General features: G+C 74.4%; 16 protein-coding genes and 1 pseudogene. 4 read left to right on the forward strand and 13 right to left on the reverse strand.

The window, feature by feature from the left end; translation table 11 throughout:
• Nucleotides 1-121: 121 nt before the first annotated feature.
• Nucleotides 122-3,301, forward strand: a complete 3,180-nt coding sequence (locus ACFPP6_RS34860; protein ID WP_382050787.1) for an SCO5717 family growth-regulating ATPase — start codon at nt 122-124, stop codon at nt 3,299-3,301.
• A 110-nt stretch (nt 3,302-3,411) separates the two neighbouring features.
• Here the strand turns inward: ACFPP6_RS34860 and ACFPP6_RS34865 are convergent, their stop codons facing one another.
• From ACFPP6_RS34865 to rimP, 9 genes are all read right to left on the reverse strand, one after another.
• Entirely contained in the window at nt 3,412-4,371 is a 960-nt protein-coding gene (locus tag ACFPP6_RS34865; protein WP_382050789.1) for a bifunctional riboflavin kinase/FAD synthetase, read from the reverse strand.
• A gap of 51 nt (nt 4,372-4,422) precedes the next feature.
• Nucleotides 4,423-8,646, reverse strand: a complete 4,224-nt coding sequence (locus ACFPP6_RS34870; protein WP_382050791.1) for a serine protease — start codon at nt 8,644-8,646, stop codon at nt 4,423-4,425.
• A gap of 400 nt (nt 8,647-9,046) precedes the next feature.
• Nucleotides 9,047-9,949, reverse strand: coding sequence for a tRNA pseudouridine(55) synthase TruB (gene truB, locus ACFPP6_RS34875; RefSeq protein ID WP_058046534.1), 903 nt, complete (start codon nt 9,947-9,949; stop codon nt 9,047-9,049).
• Nucleotides 9,946-10,401 carry a 30S ribosome-binding factor RbfA gene (gene rbfA, locus ACFPP6_RS34880; protein WP_382050793.1) on the reverse strand — a complete coding sequence of 152 codons (456 nt, stop codon included), beginning with the start codon at nt 10,399-10,401 and terminating at the stop codon, nt 9,946-9,948. The genes truB and rbfA overlap by 4 nt, the downstream gene beginning before the upstream one ends.
• Nucleotides 10,402-10,452: 51 nt before the next feature.
• Nucleotides 10,453-10,749, reverse strand: coding sequence for a DUF503 domain-containing protein (locus ACFPP6_RS34885; protein WP_179082895.1), 297 nt, complete (start codon nt 10,747-10,749; stop codon nt 10,453-10,455).
• Nucleotides 10,750-10,884: 135 nt separating this feature from the next.
• Nucleotides 10,885-13,956, reverse strand: coding sequence for a translation initiation factor IF-2 (gene infB, locus ACFPP6_RS34890; protein WP_382050795.1), 3,072 nt, complete (start codon nt 13,954-13,956; stop codon nt 10,885-10,887).
• Nucleotides 13,957-14,141: 185 nt separating this feature from the next.
• Complete coding sequence (locus tag ACFPP6_RS34895) at nt 14,142-14,423, reverse strand: YlxR family protein (RefSeq protein ID WP_382050797.1); 282 nt, start codon at nt 14,421-14,423, stop codon at nt 14,142-14,144.
• Nucleotides 14,424-14,539: 116 nt separating this feature from the next.
• Entirely contained in the window at nt 14,540-15,541 is a 1,002-nt protein-coding gene (nusA, locus tag ACFPP6_RS34900) for a transcription termination factor NusA (RefSeq protein ID WP_058046529.1), read from the reverse strand.
• A 2-nt stretch (nt 15,542-15,543) separates the two neighbouring features.
• Complete coding sequence (gene rimP, locus ACFPP6_RS34905) at nt 15,544-16,089, reverse strand: ribosome maturation factor RimP (RefSeq protein ID WP_382050799.1); 546 nt, start codon at nt 16,087-16,089, stop codon at nt 15,544-15,546.
• Between the two features lie 169 nt (nt 16,090-16,258).
• On the opposite strand from rimP, the gene ACFPP6_RS34910 reads away from it, so the two are divergent.
• The 3 genes from ACFPP6_RS34910 to ACFPP6_RS34920 are packed head-to-tail and all read left to right on the forward strand — an operon-like array spanning nt 16,259 to nt 18,427.
• Nucleotides 16,259-16,969: a hypothetical protein gene (locus ACFPP6_RS34910; protein WP_382050801.1), complete on the forward strand. Its 711-nt coding sequence runs from the start codon at nt 16,259-16,261 to the stop codon at nt 16,967-16,969.
• On the forward strand, nt 16,966-17,463 hold the full coding sequence (locus ACFPP6_RS34915) for a ferritin-like domain-containing protein (RefSeq protein WP_382050803.1): 498 nt from the start codon (nt 16,966-16,968) through the stop codon (nt 17,461-17,463). The genes ACFPP6_RS34910 and ACFPP6_RS34915 overlap by 4 nt, the downstream gene beginning before the upstream one ends.
• A 31-nt stretch (nt 17,464-17,494) precedes the next feature.
• On the forward strand, nt 17,495-18,427 hold the full coding sequence (locus tag ACFPP6_RS34920) for an aminoglycoside phosphotransferase family protein (protein WP_382050805.1): 933 nt from the start codon (nt 17,495-17,497) through the stop codon (nt 18,425-18,427).
• A gap of 217 nt (nt 18,428-18,644) precedes the next feature.
• Here ACFPP6_RS34920 and ACFPP6_RS34925 read toward each other — a convergent pair whose 3' ends face one another.
• The 4 genes and pseudogenes from ACFPP6_RS34925 to ACFPP6_RS34940 form a co-directional block, all read right to left on the reverse strand.
• Complete coding sequence (locus ACFPP6_RS34925; protein ID WP_382050807.1) at nt 18,645-20,342, reverse strand: proline--tRNA ligase; 1,698 nt, start codon at nt 20,340-20,342, stop codon at nt 18,645-18,647.
• 119 nt (nt 20,343-20,461) lie between these two features.
• Nucleotides 20,462-20,995 (reverse strand): GNAT family N-acetyltransferase, encoded by a 534-nt coding sequence (locus ACFPP6_RS34930; protein ID WP_382050809.1) that lies wholly within the window; start codon nt 20,993-20,995, stop codon nt 20,462-20,464.
• Between the two features lie 45 nt (nt 20,996-21,040).
• Nucleotides 21,041-21,886 (reverse strand): GNAT family N-acetyltransferase, encoded by an 846-nt coding sequence (locus ACFPP6_RS34935; RefSeq protein WP_382050811.1) that lies wholly within the window; start codon nt 21,884-21,886, stop codon nt 21,041-21,043.
• A gap of 202 nt (nt 21,887-22,088) precedes the next feature.
• A pseudogene (locus ACFPP6_RS34940) lies at nt 22,089-22,273 on the reverse strand (flavodoxin-dependent (E)-4-hydroxy-3-methylbut-2-enyl-diphosphate synthase); the annotation flags it as partial.

The following is a 22,273-nucleotide window of genomic DNA, read 5'->3' on the forward strand; positions in this document are numbered from 1 at the left end:
ACGGACGGGGGACCTCATCGGCCTCCCCTGTCGCAAACGGGGGAGACCCGGGCGGTCGGACGACGGGAACGGTCGGGCCCGACAGGCATTTCATGGGCGCTAGACCACACCAGGAGGCAATGTGAGCAGCGATCGGGACGAGATCCGCGCAGGCGGGTCCGCAGCCGGCGGGGACCGGTCCGACGCCGGTCACGATCACGAGCCCGACACCATGGGCGAGTTCACCATCGACTACACGCCACCTGCCTGGTACACACAGAACGCCTCTTCCGCAGCGGCTGCCACGGCGGGCCCGGGCGGTGCCGGAGGTGACGCCCAGCAGCCCACCCCTCCCCCGCCTTCGGGTGAACCGCTCGGGATGCCGTCCGCGGCGGCCGAGGCGCGGAGCGACCGGGCGGAGACGGCTTCCGGGGAGACCGCTGCGACGGGCGGGGTGCAGAGCCCTGCCACGATGCGGTTCTCCGCGACGGCGCTGCAGGACGAGATCGCGGCACGGGGCGGCGAAGCCGCCTCCGTGCCGAGCGCGATGACCGCCGACGCGGAGGGCGCGAAGGCAGCCGACGGTGTCGCGGGACAGGGCGCCACCGGTACCCCGGGTGACGCGGACGCCGCGGCCGGGCACGAGACCCGCGCCGAGCCGGTCACCGGGCCGGGGCCGGAGCACGGTGCCGGCACGGGCTCCGACGCGGGGAACCGCCTCGACGCCGTTACGGGCCGCACGGAGGACGAAAGCGCTTCTCCCGTCGCCGACGCCCCTGCTGACGACCAGAAGGCCGGAGAGGGCCCCGCGGAGGGCTCGTACGCGGCATCCGGGAACGGCTCCGGGGCCGCGCCTGCTTCCGAAGGCGCGGACGCGGCCTCCGAGGCCGGGCACACGGCCCCGCGCCCCGAGGGCACCATGCGGTTCTCCGCCGCCGCGCTGCGCGACAGGGTCGCCGGGCGTGCGGACGAGGAGCCGGCGGAAGCGGCACAGGACGCGCAGGCGGCCGCGTGGGCCCCGCCGCCGGTGCCCCAGGCCGCGCTGCCTCCTCTCCCGCCGAACTTCGCCCCCGCGGCTCCGGTGCCGGACGCGCAGCAGCCTGCCGAGCTGCCTGCGCCTCCCCCCATGCCGCCGCAGGGCTTCCCGCCCGCCCCGGGCCCGTACGCCGCGGCCCAGCAGGGCGGTTCCGCCGTGCCTGCCGTCCCTGAGGCGCAGCAGGCGCCCGCGGAGCCGCCGTCGGCGACGCATGGGGCCGCCGCTGCCCCCGTCCCGCCGAACGGCCTGACGCCGACGCCCCACCCGCCGGCTTCGCCCTTCCCGCAGCCCGAAGCCCAGGGCGCCCCCGTGCCGCCCGCGCTCAACCCCCCGGCGCCGCAGGGCGGCTACGGGTACCCGCGCCCGGACGCGCACGGGGCGCCCGTGCCGCCGCCGCTCGACGGCTCCCCGCAGCCCGGTGCCCACGCCGCGCCCGACAGCGCGCCCCCTGCCCCGTACGCGGCTGCTCCTGCCCCGCAGGACGGCTACGGATACCCGCGGCCCGACGCGCACGGGGCGGCCGTCCCTGCGCCGGCTCCGGCGCCCCAGGCCGTCCCGGCGCCCCAGGCGCAGCCGCAGCAGGCCGTTCCCGCCCTTCCGCCGGCGCAGGACGCCGTCCCCTCGCCGCAGGGGGCCGCCGCGCCTCATGCGCCGAACGTCCCGGCACCGCAGGGCGGTTACGGTTACCCGCGCCCGGAGGCCCCTGCGCCCCACGCGCCCGCGCCTCCTGCGCTCGACGGTGCCCCGCGCCCCGAGACGCACGGGGCCCCGGTGCCGCCGGCCTTCGACGGCCTCCCGCACCCCGACCCCCAGCAGTCCCCGGCCCCTGCGCCCCAGGCCGATCCTCAGCAATTCCCGCACGCCCAGAGCCCCTTCGACGGTTCTCCCGCGCTGCCGCCGGCTGTGCAGGCCCAGCCGGGCCCCACGGGCGCGCACGAGGCGGCTGCGGCACCCGCCCCTGCACCCGCCCCGTACCCGTACGCCCAATCCCCGTACTCCGACGGCGCCCTGCCGCCTGCCGGGGACGGCGGGCAGGGCGGAGTGCCCGCCGACCCGCGCGCCGGCGGCTGGCCCACGGTGACGCCGGAGCAGCGGCAGCGGTCCGTGCACGGGGCCCCGCTGGGGTTCACCGCTTCCATGGAGCTGTCCTCGGAGCGGCTGCTGCGCAACAAGCCGAAGCCGAAGAAGCAGATCGCCACTCCGCGGTTCAAGTTCGGGGGGAAGAAGGAGGAGGCGGAGCGGCAGCGCAAGCTGGAGCTGATCCGCACGCCCGTCCTCTCCTGCTACCGGATCGCCGTCATCAGCCTCAAGGGCGGTGTCGGCAAGACGACCACGACCACCGCCCTCGGTGCGACGCTCGCCAGCGAGCGCCAGGACAAGATCCTCGCGATCGACGCCAACCCCGACGCGGGCACGCTGGGCCGCCGCGTGCGGCGCGAGACGGGTGCGACGATCCGTGACCTCGTGTCGGCGATCCCGAGCCTGCACAGCTACATGGACATCCGCCGGTACACCTCGCAGGCGCCCTCCGGACTGGAGATCATCGCCAACGACGTGGACCCGGCGGTCTCCACGACCTTCAACGACGAGGACTACCGGCGTGCGATAGACCTGCTCGGCCGCCAGTACCCGGTCATCCTCACGGACTCGGGCACCGGTCTGCTCTACAGCGCCATGCGCGGCGTCCTCGACCTCGCCGACCAGCTGATCGTCGTCTCGACGCCGTCCGTCGACGGCGCGAGCAGCGCCAGCACGACGCTCGACTGGCTCCATGCGCACGGCTACGCCGAGCTCGTCTCCCGCAGCGTCACCGTCATCTCGGGGGTTCGCGAGACCGGAAAGATGATCAAGGTCGAGGACATCGTGTCCCACTTCGAGCAGCGCTGCCGCGGCGTGGTCGTCGTCCCGTTCGACGAGCACCTGGCGACCGGCGCCGAGGTCGACCTGGAGATGATGCGGCCGAAGACCCGCGAGGCGTACTTCAACCTCTCGGCCATGGTGGCGGAGGACTTCACCCGGGCCCAGCAGCAGCGCGGCGTATGGGGCGGAGAACCGGCACCGCAGCAGCAGCCGCAGCAGGCGGCCCCGGCCGCTCCTGTGCCCGCCCAGTACTCCCCCGAGCAGGCCCCGCAGCCCGGTCAGCCGGCCCCCTCGCCGTACCACCCGTACGCCGCCCCGCAGGGCCCGTACGGCGGCGCGCAGCCGCAGCAGCCGGGCCCGTACTCCCCGCCGGGACAGCAGGGGCACCCGGGCCGGCCGGGCGGCTACGGCTACCCGCAGCAGTAGCGCGCACGGGGCGCCCGGCGCCCCGCCACCCGGACACGCGTAAAAGGGGCCCCGTCCGGCAATCGCCGCACGGGGCCCCTTTTACGTACGTCCGACGCCTCCGGCAGCCGTCAGGCCGCCGTCTTCTCGTGTGCGGTCACCAGGTCCCGCGCCCGCTTCACATCGCCCGCCATGCACAGCAGCAGCGCCTCGATGGACTCGAACTTCTCCATGCCGCGCAGGTACGCGAGGAAGTCCACGGCCGCGTGGAGCCCGTAGAGATCGAGGTCGGTCCGGTCGATGGCGTACGCCTCGACGGTGCGCTCCGTCGCGTCGAACTGCACGTTCGTACCGACGGAGATGGCCGCGGGCATCGACTCGCCGCCGGCGGTGAGCCAGCCGGCGTAGACGCCGTCGGCGGGGATCGCGGTGTGCGGCAGGGTCTCCACGTTGGCCGTGGGGTAACCGAGTTCGCGGCCGCGCTGCGCGCCGCGGACCACGACGCCCTCGACGCGGTGCGGGCGGCCGAGGATCTCCATCGCGCCCGCCACGTCGCCCTCGGCGACCAGGCGCCGGGTCAGCGTGGAGGAGAACGGCTGCCCGCCGCCCGCCTCGCCGCTCACGTACAGGTCGACGACCTCGACGCCGTAGTCATACGTGGCACCGAGCTCCGCCAGGAAGTCGACGGTGCCCGCGGCACGGTGCCCGAAGCGGAAGTTGGGGCCCTCCACGACGAGCTTGGCGTGCAGCTTGTCGACGAGCACCTTCACCACGAAGTCGGCGGGCGAGAGCTTCGAGAACTCCGCCGTGAACGGCAGGATCAGCACGGCGTCGACGCCCAGGTCGGCCATGAGCTCCGCGCGCCGGTGGTGCGGCGCCAGCAGCGGCGGGTGGCTGCCCGGCCGCACGACCTCGCTCGGGTGCGGGTCGAAGGTCACCACGACCGAGGGCACCCCGAGCTCGCGCGCCCGCTCCACGGCCCGCCCGATGATCAGCTGGTGCCCGCGGTGCACACCGTCGTACGAGCCGATGGTGACGACGCTGCGCCCCCAGTCCTGGGGGATGTCCTCCAAGCCACGCCAGCGCTGCACTGTGCCCGCTCCTCGCCCGAACCCGAACTTTTGTCTGTCGATTACGCAGGACTAAGAGTGCCATGCCGGTTCTCGGCGCCCCGCATCGGCCGGTCCGCTGACTGTCAGGTCAGGGGAGCCGGCCGCTCCCGACGGGTCCGCTGCGCCCACGGGGCCGTCCGGCCCCGCCCAGGCGGTGAGCTTGATGCGCGCTCGCGGGCCGACCACGACGGCCCACTGCGCGGGCGCGGAACGCAGCCAGCGGAGCACCTGCTCCCCGAAGACGGGGATCTCCCGGGACAGCTGCACCATGCGGCGGTCGAAGCAGGCCGCGCCCTCGGGGCTGCGGGCCATGAGCAGACCGGTGCGGTGCACGAGGTCCCGGGTGCGGGCCTCGGTGCGCTCCCCGGCGCCGGCCGCCACCGCGCGCAGCAGGGCGTCCAGGACGGTGACGTCGCGCTCGAAGGGCCCGTACTGCTCGCGCTCCAGCAGCACCTCCAGCAGCTCCTGGCGCAGCGGACGCGACAGCGGCGTACCCGGGAACGCCAGGACCGGGGCCAGGGCACGCCGCACCTGGGGCGGGCGGCTGCTGAGCAGGTGCACGACGAGCGGGAAGAGGACGGAGCGGGCCGAGGGGCCCTCCTCGAGCCGGCGGTCGACGAAGGCGGCGGCGAGCCCGGCGCCCTCGGGGTGGTGCTCGACGTACTCCTGGACGAGGGCCGCGGCCCGCCGGGCGAGGGCGGGCGTGGTGACCTCGGCGAGGGTGCGCAGGACGTCCCCGGGCCCGTCACCGCGTACGTACAGCCGCGCGCGGTACGCCGCGAGGACCGGTTCGGGGTGAGTGGTCAGGGCGGGGGCCAGGGCACCGGCCGGCAGGTGCGGGTCGCACGCGGCGAAGAGCGCGAGGGCCCGCTGGAGGTGCTTGGCGCGCGTCTCCTGGTCGCGGATGAGGAGGGCGAGCGCGGTGCCGTGCAGGGCGCCCTCCGCGGGGCGGGCCAGCAGGGCGAGCGCCGAGTAGCGCAGCAGCTCGCGGTCGGCGGCCGTGGTGACGTGCCGGGCGGCCTTGAGGGCGTACGCGGCGGCCGCCACGTGCCGCTCGATGCGGTCGTCGTGGGCCCACCGGTCCACGGCCCGGCAGATGGCGGACGGCTCGTCCTCGGCGAGCGCGGCCAGGAGCTCGTCGGCACGCGGGTGCGCGGCGTCCACGAGCGCTTCGGCGAGGTCGTCGACGGCGCGGTGCCGGTGGGTGTGGAGCAGGACCTGGGCGGCGGTCGAGACCGTGAGCCTCAGGTGATCGCCGTACGGGGCGGCCTGCAGGGGGCGCTCGTCGGAGAACCAGCGGCACAGCAGGGCCTGCGCGGCGCAGGGCTCCTCGGCGAGGACGGTCATGACGGCGGGCAGGAAGCGGTCGGTGTGCGGCGGCTGGGGCGCCTGCCGGGGCTGCTCCGGGCCCGGGGAGGAGCTCTCCAGGGCCTGGGCCTGGTACGGGGTCTGGCCGGGGGGCGGCGCGTCGGCGGGGAGCAGCAGGCGCAGCAGGTCCAGCCGCTCGGCGAGCCCGAGGGGCAGCCGCAGCCAGAACCAGGGCCCGAATTCGGCCAGGCCGCCCAGGGAGCCCGTCGCCCCGCTGTCGAAGCCGCCCAGGGCCAGGGAGCGGGCCGTGAGGCGCTCGGCGAGGAGCCGGAGGGCGCCCAGGTAGGGCGTGGCGTCCGGTACGCGCAGGAGGGTCTCCCCCAGGAGGTGCGCCGCCCACCAGGCGGGGTCGGGCAGCACGGGGCGGCGCTCGTCGTCCGTACCGCCTGTCCAGTCGGACGGAGGGAGCGCGGCGACCGCGTCGACCAGGGCGCCCAGCCGGCGCGCGAGCGCGTCCGGGCCGGAGCGGCGTGCCAGGAGGAGCAGTGCCTGGAGCACGGGGCCGATGCGGTGGCGGGGCACGGGCAGCGGCCTGCGGGCCCGCTGGCGGGCGGCGCGGCGGCTGCGGCGGCGCGCGGCCGTCGAGCGCGGCGCGCGGCTCGACCCGGGGGGCGGCGGCACGTGGCCCTCGATGGCGGGCCCCCCGCCCGGCCGCGACGGCAGGCGGGCGTCGTGCTCACCGGAGCCGCCCTCGGGCTCGTACCAGCGGTGGACGAGGGTGTGCAGGGCGGCGTCGAGGTCGAGGTGGGCGCCCTGCAGCCAGTCGGCGAACTCCTCGTGCGCGAAGCGGTAGCCGGTGCCGGCCGGGACGAGCAGGCCCTCGGTGAGGACGGCGGAGGCCCAGCCGTTGCGCCACGGGAAGAGCTCTTCGAAGGCCTCGCGCTCCAGCTCGCCCTGCCCGGGGCCGAGGCACCGCCGGGCCGCCTCGTGCACCTGCCCGGCCACGCGTGCGGCGAGCCTGCGCACCGCCGTGCCGCGCAGCGCGGGGCGGCGCCCCGCCGCCAGCCGTACGGCGATGCGCAGGCAGACCAGGTCCAGGTAGGCGGAGAAGATGTCCCAGCGATCGGGGGGCCGGGCCCCCTCCTCCCCCGCCCGGCCGCCCGGCGCGGTGCCGTCCGGGAGCGCGGCGCGCACTTCGGAAAGCAGGCGGAGGGCGAGCGGGTGGGCGGCGTCCCCCTGGTGGATGGCGTCCGGCGGAATGCCGAAGAGGGCGCGGGCCCGCTCGGCCTGCAGAGGGCCGAGGTCGGTCAGGCTGACGCAGGGCGGCAGGCTGCGCGGGGTGGCCGATGAGGTCGACACGTGGAGCGCCGCGCGCGGGAAGAGGTCGCCCGCCGTCTCCCAGTGCTCCGGGCGGCAGGCGACGACGAGCCGGGCGGACGTCTCCTCCAGCCACTCGGCGGTCGCCGCGGTCCAGGCCGGCAGGGCGTGTGCGAGGACCGGGGGGACCTCCTCGGGGCCGTCGAGGACGACGAGGAGGGGCCGCCCCACGCGGTGCCCCAGCGCGGCCACGGCCTCCGGGGTGGCCTCGGCCGGGTCGCCCATCGTGCCGGCCGCCCCGGCGGAGGCGGTGACGATCCGGGCGGCATCCGCGAGGGCTCGCGCGATCGCGTCCCGCAGGCTGCTGTCGCCCTCTTCCAGGTCGGCGCCGCGCAGCCAGAGGGTGGGGGCCGGTTCGGGGCCCCGTGCGCGCCGGGAGGCGAGCGAGAGGAGCTCCGTCGTGCGGCCCGTCCCGGGGCCTCCCACGAGGCCGAGAACGGCCGCGGAGGGGCCGTCCGCCGCGTCGTCCGGGGCGGCCGGGGCGCCCGGCCCGCCCGGGCCGTGCGGATCCGGAGCCGGGGACACACCGGGCTCCGGCAGGTCGGCGGGATTGTGCGCACCGGGCAGGTCCCCGATCCAGCGCCCGCCCGGGCCGCCGCCCGGTGTGCCGCGCCAGGCGCGCGCCGGGACGGTCACCACCAGTGCGCCCGGTCCTCCCCTGCCGCCCGGGGCGGAGCCGGGTTCCGGGACGGGTTCGTCGGGCGGCGGTTCCGGGGCGGGCGGCCGGTCGGCATCCTCCGGCATGCGGTCGTCGGCGCCCCCGGAAGCATCGGCATCGGCGTCCGCGCAGCCCACGGTCTCCTCGTCCGGATCCAGGAAGCGCGTGAACTCCCTGGCGATCTCCGGCCGCTCCACGGGGTCGCGCCAGTCGCGCGCCGTGATGATCGGCCCGAGGGAGGTCGCCGTCAGCTGGAGGGCGCCCGCGAGGTTGAGGTCGGGGCCGAAGGCGGGGACGGTGGCCGCATTGCGCTCCAGGAGGGCCGCAAGGGAGCCGTCCGGGGAGGCCGCGGCCGCCGCACGGAGCGGGATCGCGAAACCTCCGGAGCGGCGCTCCGCATGGAGCGCGGTACCGAGGACGGCGACGACTGTCCCCGCACGGGCGTCGATGACCGGGCCGCCGGTGGCCTCCTCGCCCAGCCGCAGGCCGTCCCGCTCGCCCAGGGAGAGCTCCACGGCGGCGTCGAGCAGGTGGAAGCGGTCCGTGGCCGTGTAGGTGACGAGGGCCTCGCCGATGACCTGGGCGCGCTGCCAGTGCCCCGCCCGCAGCCGGACGCTCGCCCCGTCCTCGATGCGCTCCGCGGCGGCGACGGGCAGGGGGGCCACGCCGAGGCCCTCGGTGCGCACCAGCGCCAGGTCGCAGCCCGGCAGGGCCGTCACCGCTTCGGCGCCCACCAGGCACGTACGGTCGCCCGGGGCCAGCAGCACCAGGCGCGCCAGGCCGTCGACGGCCTCATGGCTGGTGATCATCGTGCCGCGGTCGTCCGCGATGAAGCCCGTACCGCGCGGCCTCCCGGCGAGGTCTCTGATGCGTACCAGGAACTCGTCCACATCGGTCCGCCGACCGTTCATCCGCCGAACCTCCCCGCCGTGCACTTACCCCGACGGTAGGCAGCGGATGATCGGCAGGACCAGGTCGTCGCGCGAACGCGCCCCCTTCCGCACCCGCTGTTCACTCCGAGCGCCTGCCCAATGGAGTGAATTGTGGGAGCGGTGTGGATAGACGACCGGGAGGAGGGGATCGTGGAGCGGGGAGCGACGGATGACGGCTCCCCGCCCCACGGTGGTGGGGCATATGCGGTGGGATCCATGCGCACGGCGCCTCCCCGGAGGCACGGCGCCACCGCAGCCGGACGCTCACGGCGCCGTCACACCCCGCACCCACGCCCGCACCCCGCGGGCATGGCAGTGCCGCAGCCGGGGGCACGGCGCCGCGCCACAGCGCCGGCCCGCGCCCCCGCCCGGCCGGCTTCTAGCCGAAGGCCGCCAGGCTCTTCGCCCGGCCGCCCTGGTTCTCCAGCAGGAGCAGGAAGCGCCCGTCCGGACCGAAGGCCGCGATCGGCCCCGTGGTGTCGAAGAGCGGGACGCGTACCCGCACGCCGTTGGCGAGCAGGCGCGCCTGCTCCTCCGTGACGTCCCAGCGCTGGAAGGCCGCAGCGGCCGCCTCGGCGACCGGCATGATCGTCAGCTCCTCCTGGAGCTGGTCCAGCGTGCGGGCGTCGCCCAGCCCGTACGGGCCGACGCGCGTCCGCCGCAGGGCGGTGAGGTGGCCCCCCACGCCCGTGTCGGCGCCCAGGTCGCGCGCGAGGGCCCGCACGTACGTCCCGGAGGAGCAGACGACGGAGACCAGCAGGTCCTGCACGGGGGTGCCGTCCGCGGCCTCCGCGGGGGTCACGGCGTGGACGGCGAACGACGAGACGGTCACCGGCCGGGCCGGGATCTCGAAGTCCTCGCCCTCGCGCGCCCGCTTGTACGACCGCTTGCCGTCGATCTTGATCGCGCTGACCTTCGACGGCACCTGCATGATCGCGCCGGTGAGCTTGGCCACGCCCGCGTCGATCGCCTCACGGGTGACCGCGGAGGCGTCGGCCGAGGACGTGATGTCGCCCTCCGCGTCGTCCGTGACGGTGTTCTGCCCCAGGCGGATCGTCGCGACGTACTCCTTCTCGGTCAGCGCGAGGTGGCCGAGAAGCTTCGTCGCCCGCTCGATGCCGAGGACGAGGACGCCCGTCGCCATGGGGTCGAGCGTCCCCGCGTGCCCCACGCGCCGCGTCCGCGCGATGCCGCGCATCTTCGCGACGACGTCGTGCGAGGTGAAGCCGGCCGGCTTGTCGACGATGACGAGGCCGTCCGGCGGGGTCTCCTTGTGCTTCATTCGCCGGCAGCGTCCTTGTCGTCCTCGTCCTCGCCCGGCTTGCGGTACGGGTCGGCCCCGCCCGCGTACGCCGCGCCCGAGGACGCCTCGCGCACCGCGGCGTCGGAGGCACGCGCCCGGTCGAGGAGGTCCTCGATGGTGCGGGCGTTCTCCGGCAGGGCGTCGGCCACGAACGTCAGGGTCGGCGTGAACTTGATGCCGGCCGCACGGCCGACCTCCGAGCGCAGGATGCCCTTGGCGCTCTCCAGGCCCGCGGCCGCGCTGGCGCGGTCCTCGTCATCGCCGTAGACCGTGTAGAAGACCGTAGCCTCCCGCAGGTCGCCGGTGACCCGGGTGTCCGTGATGGTCACATGCGAGCCGAGCCGCGGGTCCTTGATTCCGCGCTGCAGCTTCTGGGCGATCACCTCGCGGATGAGGTCCGCCAGCCTTTTCGCACGCGCGTTGTCGGCCACTGGTCCGTCTCCTTCTTCTTGTCCATTGTGCTTGTGGCGCCGGTGACGCGCTCAGTCGTCGTGGTCGCCGTGGAACCGCCGCCTGACCGAGAGCAGCTCCACTTCGGGACGTGCGGCGACCCAGCGCTCGCAGCGGTCCAGTAGGTCGGTGAGGTGCCCCGCGTCCCCGGAGACCGCCGCCAGGCCGATCGTCGCCCGGCGGTAGAGGTCCTGGTCGCCGACCTCCGCCACGCTCACCGCGTACTTGCGGTGCAGCTCGGCGATGATCGGGCGGACGACGGAGCGCTTCTCCTTCAGCGACCGTACGTCGCCGAGGAGGAGGTCGAAGGACAGAGTCCCTGCATACATGCGTGACGGGTGAAGCCCACCCGGGAGGCGTGAGGTCCAGCTGTGGTGTAGGGCTCTTCGAACCGTACACGCAACGGCCGGGGCCGATCGACGGAATATGCTCCGCCGACCGGCCCCGGGGTCGAGCTATGCGATTCAGCCGCGCGGCTTCTCGCGCATCTCGTACGTCGCGATGACGTCGTCGATCTTGATGTCGTTGAAGTTTCCGAGGTTGATACCACCCTCGAAGCCCTCGCGGATCTCGGTGACGTCGTCCTTGAAGCGACGCAGACCGACGATGTTGAGCTCCTCCGCGATGACCTTGCCGTCGCGGATGAGGCGCGCCTTGGTGTTGCGCTTGACCTCGCCGGAGCGGATGAGAACACCCGCGATGTTGCCCAGCTTGGACGAGCGGAAGATCTCGCGGATCTCCGCCGTACCCAGCTCGACCTCTTCGTACTCCGGCTTCAGCATGCCCTTGAGGGCCGCCTCGATCTCCTCGATCGCCTGGTAGATGACCGAGTAGTACCGGACGTCGACGCCCTCGCGCTCGGCCATCTGCGTGGCACGGCCCTCGGCGCGGACGTTGAAGCCGATGACGATGGCGTCGGAGCCGGTCGCCAGGTTGATGTCGGACTCGGTGACCGCACCCACACCGCGGTGCAGGATCCGGATCTCGACCTCTTCGCCGACGTCGAGCTGGAGCAGCGAGGACTCGAGAGCCTCCACCGAACCGGACGCGTCGCCCTTGATGATGATGTTGAGGTCCTGGACCAGACCGGCCTTGAGCACCTTGTCGAGGTCCTCGAGGGACACCCGGCGGGTGCGCTTGGCGAAGGCGGCGTTGCGCTCGCGCGCAGCGCGCTTCTCGGCGATCTGGCGGGCCGTGCGGTCCTCGTCGACGACGAGGAAGTTGTCGCCGGCGCCCGGGACGTTGGTGAGACCCAGGACGAGGACGGGGGTCGACGGACCCGCTTCCTCGACGTTCTGGCCCTTGTCGTCGAGCATGGCGCGGACACGGCCGTAGGCGTCACCGGCGACCATCGTGTCACCGACGCGGAGGGTACCGCGCTGGACGAGCACGGTGGCCACGGCGCCGCGGCCACGGTCGAGGTGGGCCTCGATCGCGATGCCCTGCGCGTCCTGCTCCGCGTTGGCGCGCAGGTCGAGCGCGGCGTCGGCGGTGAGGACGACGGCCTCGAGCAGCTTGTCGATGTTCAGACCCTGCTTGGCGGAGATGTCGACGAACATCGTGTCGCCGCCGTACTCCTCGGCCACCAGACCGAACTCGGTGAGCTGACCGCGCACCTTCGTCGGGTCGGCGCCCTCGACGTCGATCTTGTTGACCGCGACCACGATCGGCACGTCGGCCGCCTTGGCGTGGTTCAGGGCCTCGATCGTCTGCGGCATGACACCGTCGTTGGCCGCCACCACGAGGATCGCGATGTCGGTCGACTTGGCACCACGGGCACGCATGGCGGTGAACGCCTCGTGACCCGGGGTGTCGATGAAGGTGATCTTGCGCTCTTCGTCGTTGACGTCGGTGGAGACCTGGTAGGCACCGATGTGCTGGGTGATGCCACCGGCCTCGCCCGCGACCACGTTGGTCTTGCGGATCGCGTCGAGGAGTCGCGTCTTACCGTGGTCGACGTGACCCATGACGGTCACGACCGGCGGACGCGCGACGAGCATCTCCTCGCCGCCCTCGTTCTCACCGAACTCGATGTCGAAGGACTCGAGCAGCTCGCGGTCCTCCTCCTCGGGGCTGACGATCTGAACGGTGTAGTTCATCTCGCCGCCGAGGAGCTGCAGCGTCTCGTCCGAGACGGACTGCGTGGCCGTGACCATCTCGCCGAGGTTCATCATCACGGCGACGAGCGACGCCGGGTTGGCGCCGATCTTCTCCGCGAAGTCGGTGAGGGAGGCACCGCGCGACAGGCGAATGGTCTCGCCGGCGCCGCGAGGCAGCATCACGCCGCCCACGGACGGGGCCTGCATGGCCTCGTACTCCTGGCGCCGCTGACGCTTGGACTTGCGGCCACGGCGCGCCGGACCGCCGGGACGGCCGAAGGCGCCCTGCGTGCCGCCACGGGCACCCGGACCGCCGGGACGGCCACCGAAACCGGGACGACCGCCGCCGAAGCCACCGCCGCCGCCACCGGGGCCACCGCCACCGGGACGACCGGCGAAGCCGCCGCCGCCACCGGGACGACCGCCGCCGCCGGGACCGGCCGGACGACCGGCGAAGCCGGGACGACCGGCACCGCCGCCGGGACGACCGGCACCGCCGCCGGGACCGCGACCGGCGCCGCCGGGGCCCGGACGCGGGCCGGCAGCCGGACGCTGCGGCATCATGCCCGGGTTCGGGCGGTTGCCGGAGGGAGCGCCACCGGGACGCGGGGCGCCACCGGGGGCACCCTGCGGACGGGGCATGCCGCCCGGGGTCGGACGGGCACCGCCCGGACCCTGCGGACGGGGAGCACCGCCGGGACCGCCCTGCGGACGCGGAGCGCCCGGGGCACCCTGACCACCGGGGCGCGGCGCGCCACCGGGACGGGGGGCCTGCGGACGGGCCATGCCCGTGGAGCCACCGGAGGTGAAGGGGTTGTTGCCCGGACGGGGACCGGCCGGACGGGCGCCACCGGGACGCGGGGCACGCTCGCCGGCGCCACCGGGACGCGGGGCGCGCTCGGGACGGCCGCCGTCACGCTGGCCGGCGGGACCGGGGCGGGCGCCGCCGGGACGCGGACCGGGCGTCGCGCCGGGGCGCGGCGCGGCCGGACGCTCCGTGGCCGGACGCTCGGCCGCCGGACGCTCCGTGGCCGGCGCGGAGAACTCCGCGGCGGGCACCGGGGTGACCGGGGCGGGCTTGGCCGGAGCCGCCGGAGCAGGCTTCGGGCCCGGGCGCGGGCCGGGGGTCGGCGCGGCCTGGGACGGCTTGGGGGCAGCTGCCTCCGCCGCCGGCTTGGGGGCGGCGGGACGGGGCGCACCCGGAGTGGGGGCACCCGGCTTGGGGGCCGCGGACTTGCGCGGCGCCGCGGGCTTCGCACCGGGCTTGCCGGCGCCGCCGGGTCCCTGCAGTGCGTCAGTCAGTTTGCGGACAACCGGCGCCTCGATCGTCGAGGACGCCGAACGGACGAATTCACCAAGTTCTTGGAGCTTGGCCATGACGACCTTGCTCTCCACTCCGAACTCCTTGGCGAGTTCGTATACCCGGACCTTAGCCACTTCGCTCCTTCTAGGTCCGGGGTGTCCACCGGACCGTCGCTACTTCATGGGCGTACTCATCGCGTACTCATCGAGTGCTCATCGCAATCTCGACCTACTTCCAACTCGCGAGGTACCTGACCGCACGGTGTTACCCGTGCCGTGCTTCTTACAGTGGGGCCATACCCCGCAGACGCGGGGCCGAACTACTGCTGTTCGATCTGTTCGATGTACCGGCGGAGCTCCGCCGTATCGAGCGGCCCCGGGCTTTTGAAGGCCCTGGGAAACGCCCGGCGGCGGACCGCCAGGTCGAGACAGACCAGTGTGGGGTGCACGGAGGCACCCCGGCCGGGCAGCGTACCGCGAGGGTCGGGGACGCAGGCGCCCTCGATCATCACGATCCGCAGCAGATCGCCCTTGGCCGCTCGCTCCCGGCATCCCACACAGGTTCGCTCAGGGCATGCGCGGGCATGCGTCCGGCCAGACACTCTTCAGTCTACCTCCCCGCGCCGACCCCACCCCTGGGGGGCAGTGATCGGGCACGTATGCGTTTCGGCCACGATGCCGGGACCCGTGCAGACGGGCCCCGGCATCGTGAACGTGATCAGGCTCGGCCGGATTCCCGGTCGGGCTGCTCGGTGTCCGGGCGGATGTCGATGCGCCACCCGGTGAGCCGCGCGGCCAGGCGGGCGTTCTGCCCCTCCTTGCCGATGGCCAGCGACAGCTGGTAGTCGGGCACGGTCACCCGGGCGGAGCGCGCGGCGAGGTCCACGACCTCGACCTTGCTCACCCGCGCGGGGGACAGCGCGTGCGCCACCAGCTCGGCGGGGTCGTCCGACCAGTCGACGATGTCGATCTTCTCGCCGTGCAGCTCGGCCATGACGTTGCGGACCCGGCCGCCCATGGGGCCGATGCAGGCGCCCTTGGCGTTGAGGCCCGACCGCGTGGAGCGGACCGCGATCTTCGTGCGGTGACCGGCCTCACGGGCGATGGCGGCGATCTCCACCGAGCCGTCCGCGATCTCCGGCACCTCGAGGGCGAAGAGCTTCTTGACCAGATTCGGGTGGGTGCGCGAGAGCGTGACGGACGGACCGCGCACGCCCTTCGCCACCCGTACGACGTACGTGCGCAGGCGCGTGCCGTGCTTGTACTCCTCGCCGGGGACCTGCTCCTGCACCGGCAGGATGGCCTCCAGCTTGCCGATGTCCACGAGGACGTTCTTCGGGTCCTTGCCCTGCTGGACGATGCCCGCGACGACGTCGCCCTCGCGGCCCGCGAACTCACCGAAAGTGATCTCGTCCTCGGCGTCGCGCAGACGCTGGAGGATGACCTGCTTGGCGGTGGTCGCGGCGATCCGGCCGAAGCCGGAGGGCGTGTCGTCGAACTCGCGGGGCTCCTCGCCCTCCTCCAGGTCCTGCGGGTCCTCCTTGGCCCACACCGTCACGTGACCGGTGCCGCGGTCCAGCTCCACGCGGGCGCGGCGGCGGCTCCCCTCGGTGCGGTGGTAGGCGATGAGGAGGGCCGACTCGATCGCCTCGACCAGCAGGTCGAAGGAGATCTCCTTCTCTCGCACCAGACCCCGCAGGGCACTCATGTCGATGTCCACGGCTACGCCTCCTCTTGGCTCTCGTCGGTTTCGCCGGCGGCCTCTGCCGCCGCGCCTGCGGTCTTCTCCGCGGCCTTACGGTTGAACTCGATCTCCACGCGGGCCTTGGCGATCTCGCCGAAGGCCAGTCGCCGGGAGGTGGGCTTGCGGCCCTTGACCCCCGGGACCTCCAGGTCCAGCCCCTCGTCGTCCACGGCGACGATGCGCGCCACGAGCTCGCCGCCCTCGGTGAGCTGCGCCTTGATCAGACGACCGGTGGCACGCACGTAGTGCCGGTGCTCGGCGAGGGGGCGGTCGGCGCCGGGGGAGGTGACTTCCAGGACGTACGGGGCGCCGCCCATGGCGTCCGTCTCGTCGAGCTTCTCGGAGACGGCGCGGCTGACTTCCGCGCACTCGTCCAGCTCGACGCCCGCATCGGAGTCCACCACGATGCGCAGCACACGCCGCTTGCCCGCCGTGGTCACCTCGATCTCTTCCAGATCCAGCTCCCGCGCGCTCACGAGAGGGGCCAGCAGCTCGCGCAGCCGCTCGCTCTGGGTGGTGCTCATCCGGGTGACTCCTCGGCCGCGTGTGCTGTTGTGGGAAAGTCGCGTGTCAGGTCAAAGCCTATCTGTTCCGGCAGCCGACTGACGATTCGGTGCCTCGTCCGCGGCCGCCGGGTTGCGCGCCGGTACGCTCACGTGCGGTGATCATGACCGGACCGGCGGAAAGAGGATCGTGGCGTTCACGACGACGACGCGGGGCCCGGCCGGCCCGCACCGACGCAGGGTACTGGCAGGGGGCGCCGCGGTTCTGCTGAGCGCCGGCGCCGGGGCGCTGCTCACCGGCTGTTCGGGCGCCTCCGGGGCGCCCTCGGGCCCTTCCGCCGCGGAGCGCCTGCGTGCCGCGGCGGGGCGCGAATCCGTGCAGCTGCTCGCGCGCTACGACGCCACGATCGCGGCGCACGGGGCGCTCGCGGAGCGGCTGCGGCCACTGCGGGAGGAGGTGGCGCGCCATGCGGAGGCTTTCGGCGCGCCGCGGGGGGCATCGGGCGCGCCGCACGGGGCGACGGCGCCGGCCCCGTCCGGCTCTTCGGCCTCTTCGACGCCTTCAGCCTCTTCGGCTCCTTCAGCCTCCTCTGAGTCGTCCGAGCCTTCCGAGCCGTCCGAGGCCTCTGAGTCATCTGAGTCGTCGCCCTCCGAGTCGTCGTCTGCGGAGGCTTCGGCCGCTCCGGGGGCGTCCGCCTCAGGCGCGTCCGCTTCCGCACGTACGGACGGCGTTCCGGGCGACGAGAAGGCCGCCCTGGCCGCACTGGCCGACGCCGAACGGCGCACCGCGGACAGCCGCACCAAGGCCCTCGGCTCCGCCCCGCCCGAACTGGCCCGGCTGCTCGCCTCCGTGGCCGCCGCGGGCGCGGCCCACGCCTACCTGCTCAGGAGTGACGCATGACGGAGACGGCGAGCCCCCAGGCGCCCGAGGACCCCGCCGTGCGGCAGGCGCTGCGGGCTGCCCAGGCCGCGCTCGGGGCCGAGCACGCCGCGGTGTACGGCTACGGGGTCGTGGGCGCGCGCGTGGCGCAGGAGCGCGCGGCTGAGGCGCGCGAGGCCTACGACGCGCACCGCGCTCGGCGGGACGCGATGAGCCGGGCGGTACGGGACCTGGGCGGCGTGCCCGAGGCGGCGGCCGCCGGGTACGCACTGCCGTTCCCCGTCACGGATGCGGACGCCGCCGTGCGGCTGGCGGCGGAGCTGGAGGCGCGCGTCGCGGCCGTGTACGCCGATCTTGTGGCCGCCGCCCGCGGTGACCTGCGGCTCGACGCGGCGGGCGGGCTGCGTGAGGCGGCGGTGCGCGCGGTGCGCTGGCGCGGTGGCGGCGTAGCCTTCCCTGGGCTCACGGAGCGGACGGCTCCGAGCAGGCCCGGCGGTTCACCCGAACGCCCCTGACCGGCAAGGACGAAAAGGACAGCACAGGGATATGAGCAACGCCGACGACCGCTTCGCACCACCGGAGCGGCTGGTGCGGACCCTGGGCTCCGGGCCGGCGGACGGGGCGGGGCGCCAGTGGCTCGCCTCGCTGCCGGAGCAGGTCCACGAGTTCGCGGAGCGCTGGGAGCTGACCCCGGAGCGGGTGCACGAACCCGGCGGGCGGGGCAGCATCGTCGTTCTCGCACGCCGGACCGACGGCACGGGTGCCGTACTGAAGCTGGAAGCGCCGGGCGAGGACACCGCACTGGAGCATGCGGCGCTGGCCCACTGGAACGGCCTGGGGGCGGTCCGCGTGCTGCAGGCGGAGCCCGGGGCGGGTGCACTCCTCCTGGAGCGGCTGCGCGCCGATGTGAGCCTGCGGTCGCTTGCGGAGGCGAAGGCCGTCCTGGAGGCGACGGCGACGCTGCAGCGTCTCTGGGTGCGTCCGGCGGACGGCCACCCGTTCGCTTCGGTGGCCGACCACACGTTGCTGCTCGCGGGCGCCATGCGGGAGCAGCGTGAGGAGCCGTGGGCGGCCGACGCGCGGGCCGTCGTCGACGAGGCCCTGGAGCTGCGGGACGCCCTGACGGCCGACGCCGCCGAAGAGCCGGCGTCCTTGCTGCACGGTCGCTACCAGCAGGGCAAGGTGCTCGCCGGGGAGCGGGCCCCGTGGCTGGCCGTCGGCCCCAGGCCGCTGGTGGGCGAGCGGGCCTACGACCTGGCGTGGCTCGCCCGCGACCGGGTCGACACCCTGATGGCCTCCCCCGGGGCCGCGGCCATCGCCCGGCGGCGCGTGGCCAAGCTCGCCGACGCCCTGGACGTCGACCGCGACCGGCTGCGCGGCTGGACCCTCTTCCGCACGGCGGAGGCGGGCATGCGCGAACTCGCTTCCGGGGCGCGCGCACGGGGCGAACTCCTGCTGGAGTTCGCGGGGATGCTCTGACGGGGCCCCGCCCCATGCGCACCCGACCGCCGCCTCATGCGCGTCCCGCCTCGGCCCCATGCGGGTCCTGCCTCCGCCCCATGCGGCGCCGGCCTGTCTCCGCCCCATGCGGGTCCTGCCTCGGGCCCCATGCGGCGCGGGCGTACCCCGCCCCAGGCGGCTCCCGTCTCCGCCCCATGCGGCCGGGGCACGGGGCCCCGGCCGTCCTGGCGGACCGTCAGCGGCGCGCGCTCAGCCGCTCGATCGCCTCGGCGACCGGCAGCTCCTCGCGGGCGCCCGTGCGCCGGTCCTTCAGCTCGACGAGCCCCTGGGGCGCCCCGCGGCCGACCACCAGGATCTCCGGGATGCCGATCAGCTCGGCGTCGGTGAACTTCACGCCCGGGGAGACGCCGGTGCGGTCGTCGACGAGGACCCGGACGCCTGCGGAGCCCAGCTTGTCCGCGAGTTCCAGGGCGAGTTCGGTCTGGACCGCCTTGCCGGCGGCGACGATGTGCACGTCCGCGGGGGCGACCTCACGGGGCCAGCACAGGCCGGACTCGTCGTGCGTCTGCTCGGCGAGGGCCGCCACCGCGCGGGAGACGCCGATGCCGTAGGAACCCATCGTGACGCGGACCGGCTTGCCGTTCTGCCCGAGGACGTCGAGCCCGAAGGCGTCGGCGTACTTGCGGCCCAGCTGGAAGATGTGGCCGATTTCGATCGCCCGGCCGATCTCCAGTCCCGCGCCGCAGCGGGGGCAGGGGTCGCCCGGCTCGACCACGACCACGTCGAGGTACTGGTCCACCTCGAAGTCGCGTCCGCACACCACGTTGCGGGCGTGCTTGCCGGGCTTGTTGGCGCCGGTGATCCATGCGGTGCCGGGCGCCACGCGCGGGTCCGCGAGGTAGCGCAGCTTGAGGCCCTGGGGGCCGACGTAGCCCCGTACGAGGTCGGGCCGGTCCGCGAAGTCCTCGGCGGTGACCAGCTCGACGACGGCGGGCGCCAGGTGCTCCCCCAGCTTGCCGAGGTCGACCTCGCGGTCGCCGGGCACGCCGATGGCCGTGATCTCGCCGTCGACCTTCACTAGGAGGTTCTTCAGCGTCGCGGAGGCCGGCACGCCGAGGTGGGCCGCGAGGGTCTCGATGGTGGGCGTGTCGGGCGTGTCCAGTTCCTCGACGGCCCCGTGGCCCGTGGGGTCGGACGGGCTCACGGCCACGGTGACGGCTTCGGTGTTGGCGGCGTAGTCGCACCGGGGGCAGTCCACGAAGGTGTCCTCGCCGGCTGCGGCGGGCGCCAGGAACTCCTCGGACGCGGAGCCGCCCATGGCGCCCGAGACGGCGGAGACGACGCGGTAGTCGAGGCCCAGGCGCTCGAAGATGCGGGTGTACGCCTCGCGGTGCAGGCGGTAGGACTCGGCGAGCCCCTCGTCGGTGGTGTCGAAGGAGTAGGAGTCCTTCATCTGGAACTCGCGCCCGCGCAGCACACCGGAGCGGGGCCGGGCCTCGTCGCGGTACTTGGTCTGGATCTGGTAGAGGATCACGGGCAGGTCCTTGTAGGACGTGCACTGGTCCTTGACCGTGAGGGTGAAGATCTCCTCGTGCGTGGGGCCGAGCAGGTAGTCGGCGCCCTTGCGGTCCTTGAGGCGGAACAGGAGGTCGCCGTACTCCTCCCAGCGCCCGCTCGCCTCGTAGGGCTCCTTGGGCAGCAGGGCGGGCAGGAGGACCTCCTGGCCGCCGATGGCGTCCATCTCCTCCCGCACCACGCGCGAGACGTTCTCCAGCACCTTCTTGCCGAGCGGCAGCCAGGTCCAGACACCGGCGGACGAGCGTCGGACGTACCCGGCGCGGACCAGCAGCTTGTGGCTGGCGGTCTCCGCGTCGGCCGGGTCGTCGCGCAGTGTCTTCAGCAGCGTGGTGGACATGCGCTGGACATGGGCCATCGTTGGTCTCCTGGCGGGGCGTAGGGAATGGTCAGGAGATTAGCGGCAGCCCTGTGCTCCGCTGAAACGAGTTCTCGCGCGGGGCGGCCCGCAGAGGCCCCGCCCCGCGGCCCCGTGCCTCACCCCAGCAGCGGCAGCGGGGCCCCCATCACCACGTACGGGCTCTGCGCACTGGGGAAGTGCACGGGGCGCGCCAGGTCGCGGTAGCCGAGCCTGCGGTAGAGGCCGCGGGCGGGGGACTCGGTGTCGATGGCGGAGAGGATCGAGCGCGGCTCGGCGGCGCTGTCGGTGATGGTGGTGATGAGCGCCCGGCCGATGCCCCGTTTCTGGAAGTCGGGGTGGACGTGCAGCTCCGTGATGACGAAGGAGTCGTCGAGCCAGCCTTCGCTGCCCGTGGCGCGCAGGTAGGGCTCGACGACGCCCGACCACCAGTGGCTGCGGTCGTTGGGCATCCCGTAGACGAAGCCGACGAGGCGCCCCCCGTGGGTGGTCGCCCCGAGCGCGCGGGCACCGCGGGAGGCGAGGTGGCGCAGCACGATGTGCCGCCGTACTGCGACCTCTTCCGCGGTGAGCCCGAAGGCCAGCGCCTGCACGGCCAGCGCGTCGTCGACCCGCTCGGCGAGGTCGAGCGGCCCGACCACGATGTCATCCATGCGGGGAGGCTACCCGCACGCTCCCCGCGAGCGGGGACCGGCGGCTCAGAACAGCACGCTCATGAACGCGCCGGTCTCCTCGAAACCCACGCGCCGGTAGGCGGCCCGGGCGGCGGTGTTGTAGTCGTTCACGTAGAGGCTGACGACGGGCGAGACCTCGGCGAGGGCGTAGCGCAGGACGGCCGCCATGCCGGTCACGGACAGGCCGCGGCCGCGGTACTCGGGGGCGACCCAGACGCCCTGGATCTGGCAGGCATGGGGCGTCGCGGCGCCGATCTCGGCCTTGAAGACGACGCGGCCGTCCTCGATGCGGGCGAAGGAGCGGCCGGAGCCCACGAGCTCGGCGACGCGGGCCTGGTAGAGGAGCCCGCCGTCCCCGGCGAGCGGGGAGACGCCGACCTCTTCGGTGAACATGGCGACACAGGCCGGCATGATCACTTCCATCTCGTCCTTGCGGATGCGGCGGACGAGGGGGTCTGGCTCGACGTCGGCGGGCATGGAGCGGGTGACCATGAGGGGCTGGTGGGCGCGCACCTCGCGCGCGGGGCCCCAGTGGGGCTCGAGGAGCGACCAGAGCGCGGACGTGGCCTCCGCGGGGCCCACGATGGAGGAGCAGCGGCGCCCCGCGCGGCGTGCGCGGTCGGCGAAGGCCCGTACGGCGTCGGGGCTCGCGCAGATGGGGACGAGGTTGGCGCCGGCGTAGCAGAGGGACTCCAGGCGGCCGCCCGAGTACCAGCCCCACATCTCGCCGCCGAGCCGCCAGGGGTCGAGGCCGGCGACCTGGACGCGGGCGGCGACGAAGGCGTTGGCGACGGGGTCGCGGTCGAGGACGGCGAGGGCGGCCTCGATGTCGCCGGGCTCCAGGACCTTGATGGTGGTCGTCGTCAGCACGTGTGGATTTGCCTCACCGTCGCGGGGCCCGAGGCCGGAGGGAACAGGTCTTGGAACTGTACCTCCCAGCCTCCTGGACGCACCCCCCTTGCGGCCGCACGGGGCGGGAAGCAGCAGTGCCCCGCCCCGTGCTGGACGGGGCGGGGCACTGAGGGCTCTGCGGGGTGCCGGCGCACGGGGCGCGGGGCGCGGGGCGGCAGGGTCAGCCGGCGATGCTGATCTTGGGCTCGCCGGAGGCGACGCCGTCCTTCTCCATCTGCTCGGCGATCTTCATGGCTTCCTCGATGAGGGTCTCCACGATCTTCGACTCCGGCACGGTCTTGATGACCTCGCCCTTGACGAAGATCTGCCCCTTGCCGTTACCCGAGGCGACACCCAGGTCCGCCT

Origin of the sequence: Streptomyces aureoversilis (assembly GCF_042657885.1) — a bacterium.
Lineage (GTDB): Bacteria > Actinomycetota > Actinomycetes > Streptomycetales > Streptomycetaceae > Streptomyces > Streptomyces aureoversilis.

Bases quoted from the DNA above. Each gene is read 5' to 3' on its own strand.
- ACFPP6_RS34870 (WP_382050791.1), bottom strand. From the start codon at position 8,646: ATGAACGGTCGGCGGACCGATGTGGACGAGTTCCTGGTACGCATCAGA.
- truB (WP_058046534.1), bottom strand. From the start codon at position 9,949: ATGAAGCACAAGGAGACCCCGCCGGACGGCCTCGTCATCGTCGACAAG.
- ACFPP6_RS34885 (WP_179082895.1), bottom strand. From the start codon at position 10,749: ATGTATGCAGGGACTCTGTCCTTCGACCTCCTCCTCGGCGACGTACGG.
- rimP (WP_382050799.1), bottom strand. From the start codon at position 16,089: ATGAGCACCACCCAGAGCGAGCGGCTGCGCGAGCTGCTGGCCCCTCTC.
- ACFPP6_RS34915 (WP_382050803.1), top strand. From the start codon at position 16,966: ATGACGGAGACGGCGAGCCCCCAGGCGCCCGAGGACCCCGCCGTGCGG.
- ACFPP6_RS34920 (WP_382050805.1), top strand. From the start codon at position 17,495: ATGAGCAACGCCGACGACCGCTTCGCACCACCGGAGCGGCTGGTGCGG.
- ACFPP6_RS34925 (WP_382050807.1), bottom strand. From the start codon at position 20,342: ATGGCCCATGTCCAGCGCATGTCCACCACGCTGCTGAAGACACTGCGC.
- ACFPP6_RS34930 (WP_382050809.1), bottom strand. From the start codon at position 20,995: ATGGATGACATCGTGGTCGGGCCGCTCGACCTCGCCGAGCGGGTCGAC.